Annotated in this window: 22 protein-coding genes; 11 read left to right on the forward strand and 11 right to left on the reverse strand. The window is 38.1% G+C overall.

Features of this window, described 5'->3' with window-relative positions; all coding sequences use genetic code 11:
- Nucleotides 1-81: 81 nt before the first annotated feature.
- From R2Q80_RS04810 to R2Q80_RS04820, 3 genes are all read right to left on the reverse strand, one after another.
- Nucleotides 82-300, reverse strand: coding sequence for a hypothetical protein (locus R2Q80_RS04810; protein ID WP_047801271.1), 219 nt, complete (start codon nucleotides 298-300; stop codon nucleotides 82-84).
- A 141-nt stretch (nucleotides 301-441) separates the two neighbouring features.
- Nucleotides 442-663, reverse strand: a complete 222-nt coding sequence (locus R2Q80_RS04815; protein ID WP_047801270.1) for a hypothetical protein — start codon at nucleotides 661-663, stop codon at nucleotides 442-444.
- Nucleotides 664-807: 144 nt separating this feature from the next.
- On the reverse strand, nucleotides 808-1,029 hold the full coding sequence (locus tag R2Q80_RS04820; RefSeq protein ID WP_047801316.1) for a hypothetical protein: 222 nt from the start codon (nucleotides 1,027-1,029) through the stop codon (nucleotides 808-810).
- Nucleotides 1,030-1,235: 206 nt separating this feature from the next.
- Here R2Q80_RS04820 and R2Q80_RS04825 point away from each other — a divergent pair, with 206 nt between their 5' ends.
- The 4 genes from R2Q80_RS04825 to R2Q80_RS04840 all read left to right on the forward strand — a co-directional run bounded on the left by R2Q80_RS04825 (nucleotide 1,236) and on the right by R2Q80_RS04840 (nucleotide 4,098).
- On the forward strand, nucleotides 1,236-1,802 hold the full coding sequence (locus R2Q80_RS04825) for a sigma-70 family RNA polymerase sigma factor (RefSeq protein WP_316798498.1): 567 nt from the start codon (nucleotides 1,236-1,238) through the stop codon (nucleotides 1,800-1,802).
- Between the two features lie 8 nt (nucleotides 1,803-1,810).
- Nucleotides 1,811-2,908, forward strand: a complete 1,098-nt coding sequence (locus tag R2Q80_RS04830) for a trypsin-like peptidase domain-containing protein (protein WP_316798499.1) — start codon at nucleotides 1,811-1,813, stop codon at nucleotides 2,906-2,908.
- Between the two features lie 157 nt (nucleotides 2,909-3,065).
- On the forward strand, nucleotides 3,066-3,701 hold the full coding sequence (locus R2Q80_RS04835; protein WP_316798500.1) for a peroxiredoxin: 636 nt from the start codon (nucleotides 3,066-3,068) through the stop codon (nucleotides 3,699-3,701).
- A 199-nt stretch (nucleotides 3,702-3,900) separates the two neighbouring features.
- Complete coding sequence (locus R2Q80_RS04840) at nucleotides 3,901-4,098, forward strand: cold-shock protein (protein ID WP_316798501.1); 198 nt, start codon at nucleotides 3,901-3,903, stop codon at nucleotides 4,096-4,098.
- A gap of 59 nt (nucleotides 4,099-4,157) precedes the next feature.
- Here the strand turns inward: R2Q80_RS04840 and R2Q80_RS04845 are convergent, their stop codons facing one another.
- Genes R2Q80_RS04845 through R2Q80_RS04860 form a run of 4 tightly spaced genes read right to left on the reverse strand, consistent with a single transcriptional unit; the run spans nucleotide 4,158 to nucleotide 7,786 of the window.
- Entirely contained in the window at nucleotides 4,158-5,342 is a 1,185-nt protein-coding gene (locus tag R2Q80_RS04845; RefSeq protein WP_316798502.1) for a THUMP-like domain-containing protein, read from the reverse strand.
- Nucleotides 5,343-5,344: 2 nt separating this feature from the next.
- Nucleotides 5,345-6,616 (reverse strand): aspartate kinase, encoded by a 1,272-nt coding sequence (locus R2Q80_RS04850; protein WP_316798503.1) that lies wholly within the window; start codon nucleotides 6,614-6,616, stop codon nucleotides 5,345-5,347.
- A gap of 3 nt (nucleotides 6,617-6,619) precedes the next feature.
- Nucleotides 6,620-7,087: a GNAT family N-acetyltransferase gene (locus R2Q80_RS04855; RefSeq protein ID WP_316798504.1), complete on the reverse strand. Its 468-nt coding sequence runs from the start codon at nucleotides 7,085-7,087 to the stop codon at nucleotides 6,620-6,622.
- Nucleotides 7,088-7,786: a YggS family pyridoxal phosphate-dependent enzyme gene (locus R2Q80_RS04860; RefSeq protein ID WP_316798505.1), complete on the reverse strand. Its 699-nt coding sequence runs from the start codon at nucleotides 7,784-7,786 to the stop codon at nucleotides 7,088-7,090.
- 67 nt (nucleotides 7,787-7,853) lie between these two features.
- Between R2Q80_RS04860 and R2Q80_RS04865 the strand changes: the two genes are divergently transcribed.
- From R2Q80_RS04865 to R2Q80_RS04880, 4 genes are all read left to right on the forward strand, one after another.
- Nucleotides 7,854-8,405, forward strand: coding sequence for a DUF4296 domain-containing protein (locus tag R2Q80_RS04865; RefSeq protein ID WP_316798506.1), 552 nt, complete (start codon nucleotides 7,854-7,856; stop codon nucleotides 8,403-8,405).
- Between the two features lies 1 nt (nucleotide 8,406).
- Nucleotides 8,407-10,785, forward strand: coding sequence for an endonuclease MutS2 (locus R2Q80_RS04870; protein WP_316798507.1), 2,379 nt, complete (start codon nucleotides 8,407-8,409; stop codon nucleotides 10,783-10,785).
- Nucleotides 10,786-11,145: 360 nt separating this feature from the next.
- On the forward strand, nucleotides 11,146-11,859 hold the full coding sequence (locus R2Q80_RS04875; RefSeq protein ID WP_316798508.1) for a CoA transferase subunit A: 714 nt from the start codon (nucleotides 11,146-11,148) through the stop codon (nucleotides 11,857-11,859).
- Between the two features lie 46 nt (nucleotides 11,860-11,905).
- A complete protein-coding gene (locus R2Q80_RS04880) occupies nucleotides 11,906-12,568 on the forward strand; it encodes a CoA transferase subunit B (RefSeq protein ID WP_316798509.1) in 663 nt (220 codons plus the stop codon).
- Between the two features lie 44 nt (nucleotides 12,569-12,612).
- On the opposite strand, the gene R2Q80_RS04885 is transcribed toward R2Q80_RS04880, so the two are convergent.
- Both R2Q80_RS04885 and R2Q80_RS04890 read right to left on the reverse strand, forming a co-directional pair.
- A complete protein-coding gene (locus R2Q80_RS04885; protein WP_316798510.1) occupies nucleotides 12,613-13,260 on the reverse strand; it encodes a uridine kinase in 648 nt (215 codons plus the stop codon).
- Nucleotides 13,257-14,783 carry a LysM peptidoglycan-binding domain-containing protein gene (locus R2Q80_RS04890; RefSeq protein WP_316798511.1) on the reverse strand — a complete coding sequence of 509 codons (1,527 nt, stop codon included), beginning with the start codon at nucleotides 14,781-14,783 and terminating at the stop codon, nucleotides 13,257-13,259. Before R2Q80_RS04890 ends, R2Q80_RS04885 begins: the two co-directional genes overlap by 4 nt.
- A 282-nt stretch (nucleotides 14,784-15,065) precedes the next feature.
- Between R2Q80_RS04890 and R2Q80_RS04895 the strand changes: the two genes are divergently transcribed.
- The 3 genes from R2Q80_RS04895 to R2Q80_RS04905 all read left to right on the forward strand — a co-directional run bounded on the left by R2Q80_RS04895 (nucleotide 15,066) and on the right by R2Q80_RS04905 (nucleotide 19,938).
- Complete coding sequence (locus R2Q80_RS04895; RefSeq protein WP_316798512.1) at nucleotides 15,066-15,545, forward strand: DNA starvation/stationary phase protection protein; 480 nt, start codon at nucleotides 15,066-15,068, stop codon at nucleotides 15,543-15,545.
- 105 nt (nucleotides 15,546-15,650) lie between these two features.
- The gene (locus R2Q80_RS04900; RefSeq protein WP_316798513.1) at nucleotides 15,651-17,486 is read left to right on the forward strand and encodes a UbiD family decarboxylase; all 1,836 of its coding nucleotides are present in this window, start codon (nucleotides 15,651-15,653) and stop codon (nucleotides 17,484-17,486) included.
- A 43-nt stretch (nucleotides 17,487-17,529) separates the two neighbouring features.
- On the forward strand, nucleotides 17,530-19,938 hold the full coding sequence (locus R2Q80_RS04905) for a hypothetical protein (protein ID WP_316798514.1): 2,409 nt from the start codon (nucleotides 17,530-17,532) through the stop codon (nucleotides 19,936-19,938).
- A 69-nt stretch (nucleotides 19,939-20,007) separates the two neighbouring features.
- Here the strand turns inward: R2Q80_RS04905 and R2Q80_RS04910 are convergent, their stop codons facing one another.
- Nucleotides 20,008-21,510, reverse strand: a complete 1,503-nt coding sequence (locus R2Q80_RS04910) for a hypothetical protein (protein ID WP_316798515.1) — start codon at nucleotides 21,508-21,510, stop codon at nucleotides 20,008-20,010.
- Between the two features lie 17 nt (nucleotides 21,511-21,527).
- Nucleotides 21,528-22,478 carry a hypothetical protein gene (locus R2Q80_RS04915; RefSeq protein ID WP_316798516.1) on the reverse strand — a complete coding sequence of 317 codons (951 nt, stop codon included), beginning with the start codon at nucleotides 22,476-22,478 and terminating at the stop codon, nucleotides 21,528-21,530.
- Between the last annotated feature and the right edge of the window lie 10 nt (nucleotides 22,479-22,488).

The raw sequence follows: 22,488 nt of genomic DNA on the forward strand, positions 1-22,488 counted from the left end.
TTATCAAGATTTAAGTAAATTTCAACATAAAAAAAGGGCTTTAGGTAAAACCTAAAGCCCTTTTTTTATATTAAAGTTAAACTAGTGTTTAACTTCAGTTTTCTCTGTAGTTACAGCAACTGTAGTATCTTTAACAGTAGAGTCTTTTACAGTAGTATCTGTAGCAGTTGTATCAGTTACAATAGCTGAAGAATCAGTTAATGTAGTATCAGCGCCGTCAGCTTTTTTTTCTGAGTTACAAGCAACAACTGATAGAGATAAAGCTAAAGCTAAAAAGCCTAATTTGAATGCATTTTTCATTTTGAGATTTCTTTAAGTAATTAATTAATTTATTGTTAATACGGGAAACCTTAAAAGGTAACCCTGCAGGACAAAAAAAATAAATAAATAAAAATGGCCTTGATAATTAAATCAAGGCCATTTTTTATGTGTGAAGTCAGACTAGTGTTTAACTTCTTCTGTAGTAGTTGTTGTAGCTTTTACAGTAGTATCTTTAACTGTAGAATCTTTAACTGTAGTGTCAACAGCAGTTGTATCAGTAACGATAGTTGAAGAATCAGTTAAAGTAGTATCAGCGCCATCAGCTTTTTTTTCTGAGTTACAAGCAACAACTGATAGAGATAAAGCTAAAGCTAAAAAGCCTAATTTGAATGCATTTTTCATTTTGAAGTTCTTTTAAGTAATTAATTAATTTATTGTTAATACCGGAAAAGTGAAAAGGTAACCCTGCAGAACGAAAAAAAAATAAAATAAATAAAAATGGCCTTGATAATTAAATCAAGGCCATTCTTTATAAGTAAAGTTAGACTAGTGTTTAACTTCTTCTGTAGTAGTTGTAGTCGCTTTTACAGTAGTATCTTTAACTGTAGAATCTTTAACTGTAGTATCAACAGCAGTAGTATCAGTAACGATAGTTGAAGAATCAGTTAATGTAGTATCAGCACCTTCAGCTTTTTTCTCTGAGTTACAAGCAACAACTGATAAAGATAAAGCTAAAGCTAAAAAGCCTAATTTGAATGCATTTTTCATTTTCTTGAATTTTTTAAGTAATTAATTTTCTTGTTAATGCCGCAAAGGTAAAAAGGTAACCCGATAATTTTACAAAAAGTGAAAATATTTTTTATTAGCAAACTTGGGTTACCGAACGGCCCGGGAATGTATTAACCAAACATAGTAGCTGTAAATATTTTTTTATCTAATATTGGGTTACTATTTATCGAAAAATGTATTAACTAGTGAATAACAGTTTAAAGAGTTCAGTTCCAACAGATAGAGAAGTTATTTTAGGTATTCTAAATAACTCGGAAGACATACTTAATAAGTTATATAAGGCATATTATCCGATGGCTTTGCAGTTTATTCTCAATAATAATGGAGATGAAGACGATGCAAAAGATGTATATCAGGAAGCTATTATTGTTTTGTACAATAAAATTAAGAGTGGCGATTTTGAGTTGAGTAGTAAACTAAAAACGTATATCTATTCCGTTTGCAGGCGCACCTGGTTGAAGAAGCTGAGTCAGAACAGTAAAAAGGCTGGCAGCATTACTGATTATGAGGAAGTGTTTGCAGTTGAAGAAGATGTTGAACAACATGAGGACAAGGATGCTGCCTTTATTAAAATGCAATCAGCCCTGGAACACCTCGGTGAGCCTTGTAAAACCATTATTCAGGATTTTTATATACATAACTTGTCGATGCAAGAGATATGTGAAAAGTTTGGCTATACCAATACAGACAATGCCAAAACACAGAAATATAAATGTCTGCAACGTTTAAAGAAAATATTTTTTCAACCATAAGAAGTGAAATGAGAAACGATTTAGAGTTAGATGCAATTATTGAAGATTACCTTTTGGGCAGGTTGAATGCTCAGGAAACAGCAGCTTTTGATGCTTTGCGTGCGAATGATGCTGCCGTTGATCATAAGGTTGTTTCACATAAATTCTTTTTGGAGTCTATGGAAGCCTTTGCAGCTCAAGTGCGTTTAGAAGAACAGTTAAACAGCATCCATGCGGAGATCGATGTAGAAACTTTGGCGGATGCATTTAAACCTCACCCATCAAAGGTGGTACAGCTTTGGCGTAGGCATAAGTCGGCCATTGCGGTTGCGGCTTCTTTCCTGGTGCTATCTCTTGTCTCAGTTTATTCTATCCAGCACAATACACGCCAAAAAGAACAACTTATTTTGTTGAGCACTCAGGTTAACAAAGCCATTAAGACCCAGAACAGTCTGATTCGTAAGATAAACAGTACGTCTGCCGCTGCGGGTAAACCTGCGGTACAGAACAGTGTAGGGGGGACGGGATTTGCTGTATCCACCAATGGATATATACTAACCAATCTTCATGTGATTAATGGAGCAGATTCACTTTATGTACAAAACAGTAAAGGTGAATCTTTTAAAGTGAAGTCGGTGTATACAGATCCGCAAAACGATATCGCAATATTAAAAATCAGCGATAAGAATTTCTCTAACTTATCTTCTATCCCTTACACCATTAGAAAGAGCACTAGTAGTATTGGAGAAATGGTCTATACTTTAGGTTATCCTAAAGATGACGCCGTTTTGGGTGAAGGCTATGTAAGTTCAAAAAATGGGTTTGTAGGAGATACTACTCAATACCAGGTGGCAATTTCGGTTAATCCGGGCAATAGCGGAGGGCCCGTTTTGGATGATAGCGGAAATTTGATCGGTATCATCAGCAGTAAACCAGATCAAACTGAGGGGGCAGCTTTTGCAGTAAAATCAAAGTATATCCTTGAAGCGATGAGGGCAATTCCTCAGGATTCACTTGGCAAAAACAAACTATCAGCAAATAAAAGAAGTACGCTTTCTGGTTTAAAGCGTACGAAACAGATCGAAAAAATACAAGATTATGTATTTATGATCAAGGCGTATAATTAATTTCCCAAATAAATTAATATTCTTGAGACCCTGTAGAATTCTTTCTGCAGGGTTTTTTTATAGAATTATAATCTCATTGTATTAATCGATATAATGTCTATGTATTTACTGTAGTATTGTTTAGATTTGCTCTAATCAACTTTAAAAATATGTTATTATGAGTATCAGACTAGGCGATGTTGCACCAAACTTCCAGGCAACTACTTCAATAGGTGAAATTGATTTTTACGACTATCTGGGTGATAGTTGGGGCGTTTTGTTTTCCCATCCTGCAGATTATACACCCGTTTGTACCACAGAGCTTGGACGTACTGCTGCTTTGAAGGATGAGTTTGCGAAAAGAAATGTGAAAGTTCTTGCGCTTAGTGTTGATTCTGCGGAATCACATAAAGGCTGGATTAGCGATATTAATGAAACTCAGAATACTTCAGTGGAGTTCCCCATTATAGCTGATCCGGAACGTACTGTAGCAAATTTGTATGATATGATTCACCCGAACGCTTCAGAAACTTTAACAGTGAGGTCGCTTTTTATCATCAGTCCCGACAAGAAGGTTAAACTGATCATTACCTATCCTGCATCGACCGGAAGAAATTTTAATGAGGTACTGAGGGTTATTGACTCACTTCAGCTTACGGCTAATTATAGTGTAGCTACGCCGGCTGATTGGGAAGATGGAAAGGACGTTATTGTGGTGAATAGCATAAAAACGGAAGATATTCCTGCCAGATTTCCAAAAGGTCACCAAGTTATTAGACCATATTTAAGAACAACACCTCAACCTAACAAATAATTCCGTTCTAATCGCAACTTTTTTGTGAAATTAAGGTAGATATTTAGGAATGAAAAATCAAATTATTATATTTGGTTAGTTTTGTTTCAATATTAGCGTCATTTAGATTGTTTAATTTATTTAAATAATAAAATGGTTTAATTAAGTGCTGATCAAAGCGTTAAAAATTTATTATTTTATATCTTTTTTAATTTTTTTTATGGCAACCGGTAAAGTAAAGTGGTTTAATATACAAAAAGGCTTTGGATTTATTGTTCAGGAAGACAACAAGGATTTGTTTGTTCATTTTAAAGATGTTTTAGGTGGGATAGACAGTTTGCAGGAAAACGATAATGTGGAGTTTGAAGTGGCTGAGGGCAGAAAAGGCTTGCAAGCCGTAAACGTTAAAAAAGTTTAAACGTTCATTACCTACGTATAATAATATAAAGGCTCTTCTTTACAAAAGAGCCTTTATCATTAATAATGCTGTTTTATTGATCCGATTAAAACAATGTTATTCCCATTCAATATTTTCGTGAAAATCAGAAACTGCAAATCGGACGACTTAATCTTATATTTTTTAACCAATTCTTCTGCTTTCGCGGGATAGTTTCTCACAATTACGTTGCCTTCGATATTTTTCCTCTTCTTTAGTTCAGTAGTTGTTAGCACCTCGTCAACCAGAAAAATACGTCCAGGGAAACTTTCGTTTATATTTTTAGAAACATATAACTGCGTTTGTGGATGCAGTTTTAGAAGCTCATAGTGCTGGCCAATAAAATTGAAGGCCCCAGACTTTAAAAGGGCAGCATCGGGTTCATATAGATATTCTCCAGGCAATATGTCATCGACATATTTTATCTTACTATTTTGATTGGACTTATTGATAACAAGGCACTTTTCAATTTCATTCAAGGTTGTGACAATAATTTCCACTTCTCCTGAATAGCCATTATCAATGATCCATAAAAGCTCTTTACATTCGTTTTTAATACTCAAGATATGAATCTGGCTGACATGCTTCAATTCTGATAATCCAGCAGAAAGATCCAGTAAAGGAGCTGTTTTAATGATTATTCTGCTTGTTTTGGTAAGCAGCTCGCTCAAGCTGTCTACAATATCAGGAGTACAGTCTTTCAGCATAAATACCTTGCCCTTTTCTGCGCGCCTTGCAGGATCAACATAGATGGTGTCATAAACAGCTGTGCCGGATCTAATATACCCAATACCATCCGTATTTTTAAAGTCAAGATTTCGAGTATCCAGTAATAGGCCGTTATATTCTGCAATTTCTGATAATGAAGTATCAATCTCGCAATGCACAACTTGAGCTACTTTTTTCGAGAAATAATACGCATCCACTCCAAAACCACCAGTTACATCGATAAGTGATGCGCCCATCGCTAATTTGGCTTTATATGCTGCTGTAATTTCAGATGAAGTTTGTTCAATGGATAGTGGAGAGGGGAAATACATTCCCTTTGTATTAAACCATGTTGGTAGCTTTTTTTCGGCTTTTTTTCTGGCCTGTATCTGGCCGGCCAGTTCAGCTGCAGTGATGTCCTTAAACGGACTTTTAGCTAAGGCAACGTCATTTGGATCTGCATTTTGGTTTGTATGCAGGTACTTTTGAACTGCTTCATCTAATATCTTCGTATTCATTTCTACAGCAGAGATCTATTTTTCATTACCATCTGGCAAGTATGCCTGCTCTTCACTTCTAGCAATATATCTTTGTCGATGGTTACCCGATCGATGGTTTGCTGGTTATAATAGCGAATCGTTACTAATTCAAGTCCCTTATTGTACTTTACGGTAAACTGAGTTGATAAATCGTTAATTAATTTTTCAATTTGTCCCGCATGGTCATCAACACTCACTGAAAAACTTATTGCAGAGTTCAACATGGTGTTAATTTTGATTTTATGTTTGTGGAATAGTTCGAATATGTTACTCAGATTTTCTTCGATGATAAATGAATAATCTTTTGGAAAAATAGATATAAGCGCCTGGTTTACTTTAAAAATAAACGACGGTACTGGCAACGGATTGCTGTCTTTTGTGATCGCTGTGCCCGAACCTTTTGGCTCGATAAACGATCTTACAAACAGCGGAATTCCTTTATTTTGAAGTGGTTTAATGGTTTTTGGATGAATGACAGTTGCCCCATAATAGGTGAGCTCAATGGCATCATGGTAGGATAGCTGGGCAATTTTTTCTGTTTCATCGAACCACTTAGGATCAGCATTTAGAACTCCGGGAACGTCTTTCCATATTGTTAATGCAGCAGCATCAAGGCAAGACGCAAAAATAGCGGCCGAATAATCCGACCCCTCTCTACCCAAAGTTGTGGTGTAATTTTCACTGGTACCACCAATGAAGCCTTGAGTTACGACAATTTGATCAGTTAGAAGAGGCAAAAGATCTTTTTGAATCATCTGATTGGTTTTCACCCAGTCCACCTTACCTTCCTTATAGGTATTATCGGTTTGAATATAATTTCTGGCATCTACCCATAGTGCTTTATTACCTGTTTCGTTGAGCCAGGCTGCAATAATTTTTGTAGAAACCACTTCGCCAATGGATACGATCTGATCGTAAATGTAGTCAGCATTTTCATCTGCTTCGTCCTCGATCAGCCATTCAATTTCAACAAAGGTGTTTGCTACATCGTCTAAAACCACGTTTTGCTTTCCTTCAAAAAGTTCTTCAATTAAACTAAAATGGAAACGTTTGATTTCTTCTAATATACTGTGTGTATCCTCACTTTGTGATAAAAATGCATAGTTAAGGTCTTCCAGCCGATTTGTAATTTTGCCCATTGCAGAAATTACAATAAGTAAGCCTCCCTTTTTGTAGTTTCTTATGATGTTAGCTATATTTCTTACCCCAGCTGCATCTTTAACTGATGCTCCTCCAAACTTAAATATGTCCATACACTAAAAAGTTTTTACCTGCTCAGTTGAAAGTGCAGCATTTAACCATCCACTTTCCAGGCTTGCATTGTATTTATTGTAAAAATTGATTGCAGGTTCGTTCCAGTCTAACACCTGCCACACCATACCATTATAGTTTCCGTTTTTAGATTCTTCAATAACTTTCTCGAAAAGAACTTTGCCTATTCCTTTTCCTCGCATATCTTCGGTAACAATAAAATCCTCAAGGTATAACCTGCTGCCTTTCCACGTGGAATAACGGGTATAGAACAATGCAAATCCAACCACAAGACCATCTACTTCAGCAACGAATGCTTTCCATACTGGATTTGAGCCAAAACCAGCATCAATAAAATGATTAAGCTCAACCGTTACTTCATCAGGAGCATTTTCGTATATTGCCAGTTCATTAATGAGTTCCAGTATTCGGAGGCAATCTTCTTTTACGGCAATTCTGATATTTAAATTCATTTAATTTGCAGAGATGTTTTTAAAATGTTTGATTGCTCTTTTTCCAAAAATACTTGAGCCTATTCTTACCATTGTACTTCCTTCTTCTATAGCAATTTTGTAATCAGCACTCATACCAGTAGATATTTCAGAGAAGGTTTCGATGTCTTTAAAAAAGCTGGCTTTGAGTCCATCAAAAAATACTTTTAATTCGTTAAACTCAATTGTTATCTGTTTCTCGTTTTTAGTATTGGTTGCAATAGCCATTAAACCAACAATGCGAATATTTTTGAGCTCCTGGTACTCTTCTGACCTCAGCAGCTCAATGACTTCGTCATAGCCCAATCCAAATTTGGTATCTTCATCGGCAATATATACTTGCAAGAGGCAGTCAATAACACGCTTGTTTTTTAATGCTTGTTTGTTGATTTCCTGTAATAATTTCAGGCTGTCGACTCCATGGATAAGGTTGACAAAGGGAGCAATATATTTAACTTTATTTGATTGCAAATGACCAATCATGTGCCACTCGACGTCATTCGGGAGTTGTGCCTGCTTATCAACCATTTCCTGTACATGGTTCTCCCCAAATGCCCGTTGTCCCGCATCGTAAGCTTCCTGCATCAGTTCGGCTGCTTGAGTTTTGGATACTGCAATTAGCTTTACCCCATCAGATTCTACTTCACTTTTATATTTTTTAAGATTATCAGCTATGCTCATTTATAACTATTTTTGGTAAAATTAATAACCTTGCCGCAATTTGGGCAATAATAATGATTAATTAACAATGAAGAAACTAATATGGGTATTGATGAGTGGTATATTCTGGCTCAGTTGCAAGCCTGGAGTGCCTGCTAATATTATCCAGCCAGATAGAATGGAAAAGATTCTGTTTGATGTACATGTAGTTGATGGGTATCTCTCTACCATTTACGTCCCAGACTCTGCAAAAAAAGTAGCCTCAGGATATTATAAGGGAATATATAAGAAGTTTTCCACTGATTCTGCTGAATACCATACCAGTTTGATCTGGTACAACAATCACCCGGCAGAGCTTGAAGCGGTGTATAAAAAAATACAATCTTCACTATCAAAGCAAAAAAAGGCTATGGAGATTGCAGATGCGATGATTAAAAGAAAACAATTTAAAACTGACTCTACTAAAATAGCCAAAAAATTTAAGGCTGACTCGTTGGAGATCAGAAAAAAGATGAAGCCGGATTCTCTATCAAAAGTAAAAGCCCTGGGGCAGATTGCGAAGAAAAAGAAGCAGGCAGACTCGTTAATCAATTTAAAAAAGACGACCGAACTTCCGATGGTTCCGGCACAAGTACGATAATATGTTATATCCCGATAATTGCTTAGAACGTTTAGGATTTGTTGAAATCAGGCAACTGATCAGCAAACATTGTCTCAGCCCTATGGGGCAGGCCATGGTGGAAAGGATGCAGGTGATGACCCGTTTTGATCAGATTGAAAAATTTTTACGACAGACAAACGAGTTTAAAAGTATTTTGCAAAACTATGAGCCTTTGCAGATCAATTCTTTTTTTGATATCAAATCCCTGGTAGATAAAATAAGGGTGGAAGGAACGTACCTGCTGGAGGATGAATGGTTCCAGGTTTATACCTCTTTACAGACCGTTTTCTCTGTTTTACGATTTTTTGAGGAACGAGCTGAAGTTTATCCCACTCTTGAAGCACTTTTTGAGCATCTGCCGATCGAAAAAAGTATTTTAAGGAAGATTGAGACTGTTATCGATCCAAAAGGAAAAATTAAACCCAATGCTTCTAAAGAACTGCAGGAGATTACTTCTGCGATATCAAGGGCGGAGCAGGATGTGCGCAAGCGGATGGACTCCATATACAAGCAAGCCATTGCCAACAATTGGGTAGCTGATGGCAGCTTAACAATTCGCGACGGCAGAATGTGTATCCCTGTTCTGGCAGAAAACAAACGTAAATTGAAAGGCTTTGTACATGATGAATCAGCAACGGGCCAAACGGTATATATTGAACCAGAAGAAGTGTTTACACTTAATAATAAGCTCCGCGATTTAGAATTTGATAGACGCAGGGAAATTATCAAGATATTCATTGCCCTGACCGATGATTTACGTCCATATTCTCCGCTTTTGCTTTCGTATCACGGCTTCTTGACAAAGCTTGATTTTGTAAGGGCGAAGGCTTTATTTGCTTTGGATATTGAAGCTGAAATGCCCGGATTGCTGAAAGAGCCGAAAACAAAATTAATTAATGCCCGACATCCGCTTTTGTCCATTTCTTTTGCCAGCGAAAAGAAGACGGTAACGCCGCTAAATATTCATATAGATGCTGAAACCCGTGTTGTGTTAGTTTCCGGCCCAAATGCCGGAGGTAAATCTGTTTGTATGAAAACGGTAGGCCTGCTTCAGATTATGTTACAAACCGGGCTACTTATCCCGGTTGACGCAAATAGTGAGGTCGGAATTTTTGAAAATATATTTGCCGATATTGGTGACGATCAGTCAATTGAAAGTGATTTAAGTACCTACAGCGCTCACTTGAAAAAAATGAGGTATTTCGTGGAGCATGCCTCACCGAAAACAATGGTTTTAATTGACGAGTTCGGTACGGGTACTGATCCGCAATTTGGTGGACCTATGGCCGAGGCCGTACTTGAGGTATTAAATAATAAAAAGGTACGCGGTGTAATTACCACTCACTATTCTAATCTAAAGCTTTTTGCAGGGAATACCCCGGGCCTTGAAAATGCGTCTATGCTCTTTGATAATGCGAGAATGAAACCGCTTTATATATTGGAAATGGGCAAGCCAGGCAGTTCCTATGCTTTTGAAATTGCTCAAAATATCGGACTTCCAAAAGAGGTTATCGCATTGGCAAAGGAAAAAACTGGCTCCAATCAAAACAGGGTAGATACGATGTTGGTTGATCTTGAACGGGAAAAGAAAAACGTTTATGATGCCAAAGTAAGTTTAGCCAATCAGCAAAATAAGGCTAAAAACCTGGTTGCCGAAAACGAAAAGCTAAAAGCATTTTTAGAAGAAAATCGTAAAGTGCTGATTAAAGAAGCAAAGCAAGAGGCGCAGAATATTATAAAAAATGCCAACAAGCTGGTTGAAAATACAATTGCTGAAATTAAAGAAAAGCAGGCGGATAAGTTGGTTACCAAAGTCCTGCGTCAAAATCTTCAGCGTGAACTGGTTAATAATACAGTTCCAAAAGAACGTCCTAAACCGGTTCAGGTGGTGGTTGGTGGTGAAGTTGAAGTGGGCGACTGGGTAAAATTTACTGATAGTGAAACTACTGGCCAGGTATTGGAAATCAACCGTAACGAACTGATATTGGCGATTGGCGATTTACGTTCAACGGTTAAGAAAACCCGGGTACAGAGAATTAGTAACAAAGAAGCCAAAAAGGTCATCCAGAGTAGTGCAGGTTCTTTTGCAGGGCGCATGAATGATGCAGTTTCAGGTTTCAGGGCGGAGCTTGACCTACGGGGAAAACGTACGGAAGATGCCTTATTCGAAGTTGAAAAATACCTGGACAAAGCAATCATGCTCGGCTTTCCATCCATTAAAATTATTCATGGTAAAGGTGATGGGATTTTAAGGAAGATGATCAGAGAGTACCTGAGGAAATATAGCCAGGTGGACAGAATGGAAGATGAACACGCAGACAGGGGTGGAGACGGAATTACCTATGTTTATTTAAATTAAGAATATTAAATTAAACAATTGTGGTCGGCTAATCTCTTAACCGACCACAATTACTAAATATATAAATTACTTTTTCTTATCTCCCGGGCATTTTTTGCAGCGTTTACCTTTCTTAAATTTCTCACAGCATTTCTTATGTTCTGCGGTACAACTTAAAATGAATCCCATTCCTTTTTGGAATTCAGGGTCGGTTGGAATAATAAATGTTTTGTCGTCTCTATCGTAAATCATTGCAGTACAAAGTTAGTAGATGTTATTGTTATTTCCAATTTAAACTTAATCTAAACAAAATTGGATTGTTTTTATAACGCAAATTGATTCAGATTTATTACTTTAGAGTTCTAACCAAAGTTCATAAAAATGATCAATAAAGTTGTATCTGGTGCTGAGGAAGCCACTAATGACATTTTTGACGGTGCTACCATCCTCTTAGGCGGCTTCGGTTTATGTGGTATTCCTGAAAACTCTATAACCGCCCTGGTAGCCAAAGGCGTAAAATCACTAACTTGCATATCTAACAATGCCGGTGTTGATGATTTCGGAATTGGATTGATGCTTAAAAAGCGTTTGGTTAAAAAGATGATCTCCTCGTATGTTGGTGAGAATGCTGAGTTTGAGCGGCAGTTGTTAAGTGGAGAACTTGAAGTTGATTTAATTCCGCAGGGAACGCTAGCTACACGATGCTTGGCGGCCGGCTACGGTATGCCTGCTATCTTTACTCCGGCCGGGGTAGGAACTGACGTTGCAGAAGGTAAGGAAATCAGAAACTTTAACGGTAAAGATTATCTAATGGAGTATGCCTTTGATGCCGATTTTGCGATAGTAAAGGCGTGGAAGGGAGATACAGCAGGTAACCTGATATTTAGATCCACAAGCAGAAATTTTAATCCACTAATGGCAATGGCTGGGAAGATTACCATTGCAGAAGTTGAAGAGCTTTTAGATGCAGGGCAACTCGACCCCGACCATATTCACACACCTGGAATTTATGTTCACCGGATTTTTCAGGGGAAAGATTATGAAAAACGAATTGAGCAAAGAACAGTTAGAAACATTAACCAGGCCACAAGGTAATTCTTTAGTTTTATCATTTTGTAAATCAATCAACCACTCATCTAATATGCCATTATCAAAAGAAGAAATAGCCCAACGCATTGCAAAAGAAATAAAAGATGGATACTATGTTAACCTGGGGATAGGTATTCCAACACTGGTGGCCAACTATATTCCTTATGATATTAATATTGTGTTGCAATCTGAAAATGGCTTATTAGGTATGGGGCCTTTTCCATTTGATGGACAAGAGGATCCGGATTTAATTAACGCAGGTAAACAAACCATTACCACTTTACCTGGTTCCTCGACATTTGATTCGGCCATGAGTTTTGGAATGATCAGGGCCCAAAAGGTAGATCTTACCATTTTAGGTGCAATGGAGGTTTCTGAAACTGGTGATATCGCCAACTGGAAAATTCCGGGTAAAATGGTCAAGGGAATGGGCGGAGCGATGGATCTGGTCGCTTCTGCAAAGAATATTATTGTAGCTATGCAGCATGTAAATAAAGCTGGGGAAAGTAAACTACTTCCGAAATGTACGCTACCGTTGACTGGTGTGAGGTGCATTAAAAAAATAGTGACCGAACTTGCCGTTTTAGATGTGTTGCCTGAAGGCGGGTTCAAGCTTTTGGAAAGGGCACCAGGTGTAAGTATAGATTTTATTATGCAATCGACTGCGGGCCGTTTGTTTATTGAAAGAGAAATCCCTGAAATGAAACTGAACTGAAATAAAAAAGTCAGACTGGTTAAGCCTGACTTTTAAAATAAGTTTTAAATATCGATCAGAATACTATTTCGCAGATTATTGGAAATGTCTTCCGTAATAGCAATAATTTCATCCGGCTCGTTGGTATTGTTCATCACTACTTTGTGGCATTGCTCCCGATAGGGTAGAAGATATTCCTTATATGCCGGAACAACATGGTTGTGCCATTTGTATAGCACATCCTCTTCTGGGTAGCCCCTTTCTAAGCCATCCCGTTTAATCCGGCGATCGAGAGCTACCTGTTCATCCGAATCAACAAATATGGTATGGTCAAGCAGGTTAGCTATTTCATTAAAATGAAGAATAAAAAGTCCTTCAACAATAATAATAGGGGCTGATTTAATTTCAAGAATTTTGACAACCGCCAATGGGTTATTAAAATTGTATTCCTTCTTATACACGACCTCACCATTTATCAACTGTTTGATATCTCTTAAAAACTGCTCACTATCAATGGTTGATGGAAGATCAAAGTTGTAAAGTTTATTCTCTTCCTGGGTCATTTCACCCGCAGGGATATAATAATCATCCTGAGAAACTAATGTAACTTCATCCTGTTTAAAATGATGTAGAAAGCAGTTTAAGAAAAATGTTTTACCTGATCCACTACCCCCGGCAATACCAATTATAAAAGGCTTTTTATTTGAACTCATTGAGCAGCACTATATGTTAAATTGCAGAAAAAACGCTTATCTAAAGCTCCCAAAGAGTCGGCTACGGCTTTAGTCATTACAATGATAACATCTTTTGTTGATTCATTCTCGGTAAATTTACCAACAACTTTTGCAAAAGTCGTTTTGTTAGTCATTGGATTGGTAATCTTAATTACGCGCCCAACTGGCGCAGTACGGTGTAAAACCAACATTTTTGTTCCATCCAAATCTGCATCAGCAATCCAGATTGCTGTTCCTTTTTCCTCAATCTGACTCAAACCGTAAACACTAGGGTCGCGACGCAGTTTCGGATCTTTTATCACAGTACTATCAGGTTCATTTTCCTGGGCTTCTTTCGATAAGTCATTTACGGATTTAGGCTGGGGCGGACTAGGAATAATAAGTTTCTGGCCAACTTTCAAAATATTGTCGTCCATTTTATTGGCAATCCGGATTTGATAAGCGGTAAGGTTGTATTTTTTTGCAATGCTGAAAATGTTCTCTCCGTCAGCAACCGTATAAATAAAACTTTCTTCTTTGGAGGTGGAGGTGGTTGAAGGGATTTGTTTGGCCTGTTCTCCCTGTTTTTCTTTCGGTACCTGAACTTCGGTTACTATTCCTCCCGGAACTTTTATCACCTGGCCGATATTCAGATTATTATCAGGCAAATCATTCAGTTTTCTGAGTTGATATGCAGTAACCCCGTACTGCTTGGCGATGGTGAAAATCGTTTCGTTTCGCAATACTGTATGGCTTCCTGCAACATCAGCTGTCTTTGTTGATTCTGGTTGAGGTTGCTCAGCAACACTTACAATTTTATTTTTGTCAACATTTTTTGTGGCAGGAATCCTCAGCTTCTGTCCGATTCTAAGATTGTTACCAGACAAATTATTTGCTTTTTTGACCTCTTCAATCGTAGTCCCATATTTCTCTGCAATTTTACCCAAAAACTCCCTTGGTGCAACCGTATGCTCGATCATGGTTTGATCGGTAGTCGTATTTTCCTGTTTAGGCTGTGCCGCAATTTCTTTGTTTGGCGTATTTTCGCTTTGTTGAACGGATTGTCCGGCAGTTTTGGAAGAGATTTTTAAAATCTGACCGATGCTGAGATTGTTTGACGATAAATTATTCAATCTTTTGATTTCGCTCACGGTTGTGCTGTATTTCTCTGCGAGCATATTCAGGTTTTCTTTTGCTTTAACCGTATGCTCAATAATTCCCCCTTCTGCATTTGACGGAGTTTGAACTACAGAAGGTGATGATCCAAAGGGAATATTTGTAGGTACTTTAATCACTACGCCAATTTGAAGATACTTGTTATCATTATAGATCATAATGTCTTTGGGAGCGACATTGTATCTTCTTCCTATCGAATAATAAGTGTCTTTTGCTACAATCTGATGAACGATAAGCTTTTTGCCATTATTGTTTTCTACGCCGATAGAGTCTCTTGCTGAGTTAGCCTTTGCATTTGCAATGTTTAAAGCAAATAAAACTACAGCAGATAAATATATTTTGTGCATTTATTTTTATGTAAATTCTAAGTCAAAGAAAGCAATTATACGAATAATATTATAAATGAAGCGGTATGTGGGATGAACAAGATATGCCGGATACGGACACGATTATATTCTGTCAACCTATATTTTATTCATTTCTAATCATTTGTAAATTGGTGTTTGTTTTGATGTTGAAATATAAACGACCGAATAATAATGGTATTGTTTAAACTAAAAAATACATTAAAACTTTTGCCATTGTAATTTGTTACTGTCTCATTAAAAACAATGTAAATAAATAAAAAAATGGACGCTAAAGAGATAAGCTTAAACGAAAAAGAAGTTAAACCAGTGGTTGATCTTTTAAATGATTACTTAGCTAATTATCACATTCATTATCAGAAGTTGAGAGGGTGTCATTGGAATATCAAAGGCCAGAACTTTTTCACCCTTCATATTAAATTCGAGGAATTATATACAAATGCCCAGGTTACTATCGATGAAATTGCCGAGCGTGTGCTAACTTTAGGTAAGCCGCCGCATAGCCGTTTTGCAGATTACATCAGTGAATCACAAATTAAAGAAATCGATACCATAGGAATGAAAGATCTGGATATGGTAGAGGCTTTACTCGATGATATGTCCAAACTAATTGAGATTGAACGAGAAGTGATGGAAGCTGCTGATCAGGCGGGTGACGAAGGCACGAATGACATGGTAAACAAATTCATGCAGTTCAAAGAAAAAACAACCTGGATGTTACGCTCATTTGCAGGTAAGAAATAGCAAGTTGAAAACAAATTCTCTGCCCCGGATGAATAGATGAATATTAAAATCTGTTTATCCGGGGCTTTTTGTTTTATAGCATAAGTAATTAACTATCTTTGGTGCATGGCATATAAAAGTTTGGCAGACTGTGTTGCAGACCTCGAAAAGCATGGTCATTTAATTCGTATTAAAGAAGAGGTAGACCCTTACCTGGAAATGGCAGCCATCCACTTAAGGGTTTATGAAAAGCAGGGGCCTGCAATATTTTTTGAAAATATAAAAGGAAGCCCCTTTCCTGCAGTGTCAAATTTATTCGGAACGCTAGAAAGATCTAAATTCATATTCAGAGATACTTTGCCAAAAGTGCAACAATTGGTTTCGTTACGAAACGATCCGATGAAAGCCCTTAAAAGCCCTTTCAAATATGCAGGTTCAGCAATGTCGGCATTGTCAGCCCTACCGTTAAAAACGCCGTCAGCAAGGCATAACTTTCTAAAAACAAGTATCAGTCAGCTACCACAAATCGTAAATTGGCCAATGGATGGTGGACCGTTTGTCACCATGCCGCAGGTATACACGGAGGATGTAGAAAAAAAAGGCGTACTCAATGCCAATTTAGGTATGTACCGTATCCAATTGAGTGGTAACGATTATATTCCGGATAAAGAAATAGGATTACACTATCAGATTCATCGCGGTATAGGTGTACACCAATCCAAAGCGAACCAACTTGGCTTGCCATTAAAGGTGAGTATTTTCGTGGGCGGCCCTCCATCACACCCCCTGGCAGCGGTTATGCCGTTACCTGAAGGATTATCTGAAATGACTTTCGCCGGTGCATTGGGCGACAGAAGATTCAGGTATTTTTATGATGAGGAAGGTTTTTGCATTTCTGCAGATGCCGATTTCATCATTACAGGAACCGTTTATCCAAATGAAAATAAACCTGAAGGACCATTTGGTGACCACTTAGGCTATTACAGTTTAACACACCCTTTTCCCTTAATGAAGGTACACAATGTGTATCATAAAAAAGATGCCATCTGGTCATTCACCGTAGTCGGGCGTCCTCCTCAGGAAGACACCAGCTTTGGCGCGCTTATCCATGAAATTACTGGTTCTGCCATTCCTCAGGAAATTCATGGCTTAAAAGAGGTTCATGCTGTTGATGCAGCCGGGGTTCATCCCTTGCTTTTTGCCATAGGAAGTGAACGGTATACTCCTTATTTAACAGAAAGAAGACCACAGGAAATATTGACTATTGCTAATCATATCTTAGGGAAAAATCAACTTAGTTTAGCCAAATATGTTTTCATTGCAGCGAAAGAAGATAATGAAACACTAAGTACCCATCATGTTCAGGCCTTTATTTCTCATATACTGGAGCGTATCGACTTAACCAGAGATATACATTTCTACACCAATACCACAATTGATACACTGGATTATAGTGGAGATGGATTAAATAGTGGATCGAAAGTTGTGATTGCAGCGGCCGGTGAAAAAAAACGTGAATTGTGGGAAACCCTTCCCGAGAACCTAAAGTTGGGAGACGGCTGTTATAAAGCAGAAGTTGCGATTGCGGGCGTGATGATACTGGAATGTGATAAATTTGTCAGTGCCGAAAAAACGGCTGTTGAAATTGCACGGTTGAATATTTCCCTTATTGATCAGGATCTTAGTGGATTTCCTTTACTCATTTTAGCAGACGACGCGGAATTCACTGCTTCAAATATTGATAATCTGGTTTGGATTGCATTTACCCGAAGCAATCCCGCTGCCGATATTTATGGTGTAAATGATTTTACCATAAACAAACACTGGGGATGTAAAGGTTCTTTGATAATCGATGCCAGGAGAAAACCTCATCATGCCCCGGAACTGATTCGTGATGCTGATGTTGAGAAAAAAGTAGACCAGATGGGACGCCCGGGTGGTTCACTGTCAGGCATAATATGATTTCAAGAATTTAATCTTTATTGATTTTAAACGGAAGATTGAGATGTTAACTCAGCTTTTTCGTTTCGTTATTTTATTTGCAGTGCTTTCCAGCGCTTTAAAGGGGTATGGCCAAAAGCTAGATAGCATAGCCGATAACCTGCAAAATTATGGGAAACATCATGCCCAATCAACCTTATTCGTTCATTTTGATAAGAATGTTTACACCAATAATGATCAGGTTTGGTTTACCGGGTATTTACTAAAAGGCAAAACAGATTTAGTTAATTACCACACACTGTATATATTATTGGTTAATAACCAGGATAGCACTGTAATTATGCAGGATAAGTTTCTCATTGAAAAAGGACTTTGCTTCGGTAATTTCATGCTACCCGACTCATTACCAGGTGGCAATTATCGTTTTGTAGTGAATACCAATCTAATGATCAATAATAAATCTGATGCAGAATTTATTCAACCCATTACAGTAAAGTCTACGATAGTGAATACGCTAACGGCAAAGGTCTCTGTTTTTAAAAGAAATAATGGGAACAATAACACTGGAACGGCTTTATTAAAAGTGCTTACAAGTGATAACCGATTTGTGGAGGACGCTGAGATTCGCTATAGCATTGGAACGATCAAGATATTGAAAAAAGGTATTGCTAAAAGCAGTGTGATTGGGGAGTATATGATTGATTACCCATCTGACGAAATCACGGCAGATAACAATTTACTCGCAATAACTGTTAAAAAGGGAAACGATATCCGTCATGTTAAATATGAGTTGCCTTATAGCGGTCAACAATCCTATCAGGTTAAGTTTTATCCTGAAGGGGGGTATCTCGTAAATGGATTAGCCAGTAAAGTCGGTTTTGAAATTAAAGGATTTGATGGTACTTCAGTCAAAGCAAAAGCATTATTATACCGTGATAATGAAGTATTGGATACTATTGCTACCAATTCGCTTGGTTTTGGCTTTTTCAATATTCAGCCTAATCTAAATTCAAAATACTATGTTAAGATTTTAAGTGCTGATGGTCCGGGTAAAACTATATCCTTGCCAGAGATCCTTAAAACAGGCATCACAATATCTGCTACTGAAAATATCTGTAATAATATTTTGCGCATTCATTTAAAAAGCAATTTCAATACAAAAGTCCACCTGCTATTACATAACTATTCCAGTATATTTCTTCAATCAGATTTGAATCTAAGGGCAAATATGCTACAGCCAGTCAGGTTCGAACTGGATTCAGTACCCGCTGGACTTAACAGCGTAACCGTTCTGGATAGTTTATACCGTCCATTAACAGAGAAAATAATTTTCGTACATTATGACCATTTGAATAACCTCAGCGTGGCAAGCGATAAAGAAACTTATTCAACCCGTGACAGTGTTCTGGTACGACTCAATTTGCAGTCTCAACGTCCATGGGAAAGCGGTTTTGTTTCAGTTGCATGTGTTCATGCAAATCGGTTAACACTTGCAAACGAAAGAAATATTGTTGATTACTGCTTACTGGAAAAAGAATTAGGTATACTTCCCAATGGTATGTCAGGAACAAGGTTTTCTGATCGGGAATTGTTGAATGAGCTGTTGATGATCAAAGGATGGAATCGCTATAAGTGGCCAGCAGAAAAACAAAAGTATCATGCTTCCATTTCAAGTCTGGAAGTAACCGGCCAGGTGAAAAAAGGGAAGAAGGGTCTGAAAGCGCCGGTCAGCCTTTTCACACTTGCAGCAAATAATGTGAATACAGTCAAAACAGATAGCACTGGTCGATTTACAATACCAGTTGAGTATTTACTTATAAACGATAGGGGGAAGGTGTGGCTAAACGTGCAGGAGAAGAGTTCCTCAGCTTATGACCTCATTCTTAAGGATCCTCTAAGTCAGATTGAGACAAACGTTAGTTCGCAAGGTTACGAAAACGCAGGCTCGAAGATGATCTCAATAAATGATAGAAGTGAATCTCAGTTATTTACCGGTGGTATCAGATTGAAGGAGGTTATCATTACCGCAAATAGAGATGAGAGCCTTTTTCATCAGCATGCCAATGAATGCGGCGATTATGTATGTACATACAATATTTTAAATTGCCCTAATCATCCTGGAGATTCTGGAAACCGTCCGCCAGTGAAAGGACAGACATATGGTAATGGAGGTAGGGGAGGAAGTATACGGTATGTAGGATGCACAGGTTATGAATCAAAACCGAATGTCTATGTTTTGACTGGGGTCAAACTCCCAAAGGATTTTTATATTTCAGATATCGCCAACAAAAATGAACCGATAAATTTTGCAACAGTATACTGGAATTATCAATTACCATTAACCGCGGATAAGCCGACTATAATCAAATTCAATACCGGAGATCTGACCGGAAAATTCAGGATCGTTGTACAGGGGGTTACAGATAATGGTTTGATTTACGGGGAAAAGATAATTACAGTTCAGCACAGATAAAAATGCCCCCAATAAGCAGTTAGCTTTTTGGGGGCAATAGAAAGATATTACACTTTTATATTTTCGCCATTAGAACCTAACACCGAAGGTTAGGAATACATTATTTCTTTTGCTATTAACGTCAGCAACAGGCTCAGAATAATCGTTAAGTTCATATGGAGCAGAACTGAAGTTGGTTTTGTAATTCTGATAAGCCAAGTCGAAGTAATAATTATCAACACGATAACCAATACCACCTGTAAAGTATTGGCCCTGATAAAAGGAATTATCGCCACCTTTAACTCCGTTTCCATTTACACCATAACCACCTCTAACACTCACTTCAGGGCTCACTTTAATTTCAGCGCCTACACGATAGTTTACAGCTTCTTTGTAAGAATTTTTGATAAAGGTGTTCGAACTATTGATTGTTGCCGGATCTGAACCATTGTCTGACGAGAATCGCATCGAAGCATAATCAATGTAATCAACATCTGCTGAGATTAACGCAGTTCCTGCAATAACGTAACTTAAACCCGCTGATGCTTTTAAAGGCGTACGCAGATTATAGGTAAAGGTGTAATTTCTGCTTGGGTTGTTTGAAGAATAGCCAGATAATTGACTGTTTACAGTTTCGCTTGTATTATCCTGTATATTCATCCACGTCGGAGTTTGAAAATTCAAACCAATTCTAAACTCGCTTACCGGTCTGAAGATCATTCCCAGTTTCAGGTTAAATCCGCCGCCTTTCGTTTCCTGGTTTCTGAAATGTGTAAGGTTATAATTTTCATTACCTGCATATCCGTCAGCAGGATCGAAAGTGTTAACCAAACCACTTTCAGTAAATGTAGCGTCGCTGATATATCTAACGTTTACAAAACTAGCGGTAGCGCCAATGTAAACCTTATTGCCAAAGTTCAGGGCACCCGCAACGTTGAATTCAGATGTCGAACCAAGTCGCGCTTCATTCCAGTTTTGATTAAAGCTTGTACCGGTATAAGGTTCTGCAGAGAAACCGTTAGGAAAATTAGTAGCATTTCTGTTGATTAAATAACTGTCATAGGCATCACCAGCAACTGTATTTTCAATGCCAAAGGCATTTGCCTGTTCAGCATATGCATCTCTGATTGAACTATTGGTATTTACACCACCATAGTTGATGTTATTTAAAAAGTCGTTGTTACGGGTGTAGCTCAAACCAAAAACGGTACTTACCAATCCCTTGTTTACATCGCTTCCTTTAACTTTATAGGCAGGGTTGTAAAATACAACCCCAATGTTATTCAGGTTGATCTGGTTCTTAATTGCCTTGGTGTCTGTTCCAAGAAATGAACTGTTGTTTGAAACAGAATTGAATTCAGGGGTTAAGCTAAACTCAGATTTAGTAAACAAACCCAATCCAGCAGGGTTAGCGTTGATAGAACCCATATCGCCACCTACGCCAATTTGTGCACCACCCATTCCTTTAAAACGGGCTGAACTACCATAGTTGGTTTGTGAAAAACGGAAAGCATCGGGCGCGTAACTTTGAGCGTATGATGTTCCTATAGTAGCTACTGTAGCTACTATGGAAGCCAGTATATATTTTTTCATGTTATGTGTTTCGCTTATTAACCTCTACCTGCTCTTGATGGTCTGCTGCCACCGCCACCACCGCCGCCGCTTGAACCAGAGCCTGATCCACTGCTTGCTGGAGGCGAGTAACTTGGAGCACTCTCCGTTCTGGTCGGACGACTCATTTGTGTCGGACGTTCACTAGGTGTATAGGTATTTCCATTGTTTTGTGGCTGATAACTTCTTGTTGGTCTGCCACTACCATTAGGGTTAGTTGAACTGATAGATCCATTGCCATTTCCGGTATATCCAGATCTGCTTGGGCGTCCATAATTTGGATTTGTACCTGCCACAGATGTTCTAGGAACGCCGGTGTCATTGCTTCCGGGCCTTGGTCTGTAATTACCGCGGTTGGTAGCAACTCCACCTCCGTAGTAACCACCACCTACACCCCAGCCGCCGCCATACCAGCCGCCACCCCAACCGAAACGATCGTAGTAGGAATAAGGACCCCATGAGTTCCAGCCATATAAGCCGCTGTTCCATCCAAAGCCAGAATTACCATAGTAGAATGGATTATTCCAAATGCTACCATAGTAACTACCACCCCAGCCACCTAGTCCGTAACCGTTACCCCATCCTATTCCGTATCCAAGATAGTTGGTTGCACCATAGCTGTTGCCATAGTAATAGTTGTCGAAATAAGGATCATAGTAGCCCTGGAAACTGTAACCATTGTAAAAACGATTAATCCTTGATGAATAATCCATGTCATAGTAAGGATTACTTGTTCCATAGTATTCATCATAGTAATCATTCTGACCCTGCTGTGTTTGGGCCTGAGCCTGATTTTGAGTTGGAATATATCGTTCAACTTCTTGTGCCTTTGCAACAGAGTTGTACACATCATCAACCGGCTTATTGCTAGCCAATTTTGATGTAGAACATGATGCTACCAACCCAGCGGCAGCAATCATGAATACGGGTAAAAATTTAATTGGTTTCATTGTGTTTATA

This window comes from Pedobacter frigidisoli (genome assembly GCF_032678525.1).
In the GTDB taxonomy this organism is placed as follows: Bacteria; Bacteroidota; Bacteroidia; order Sphingobacteriales; family Sphingobacteriaceae; genus Pedobacter; species Pedobacter frigidisoli_A.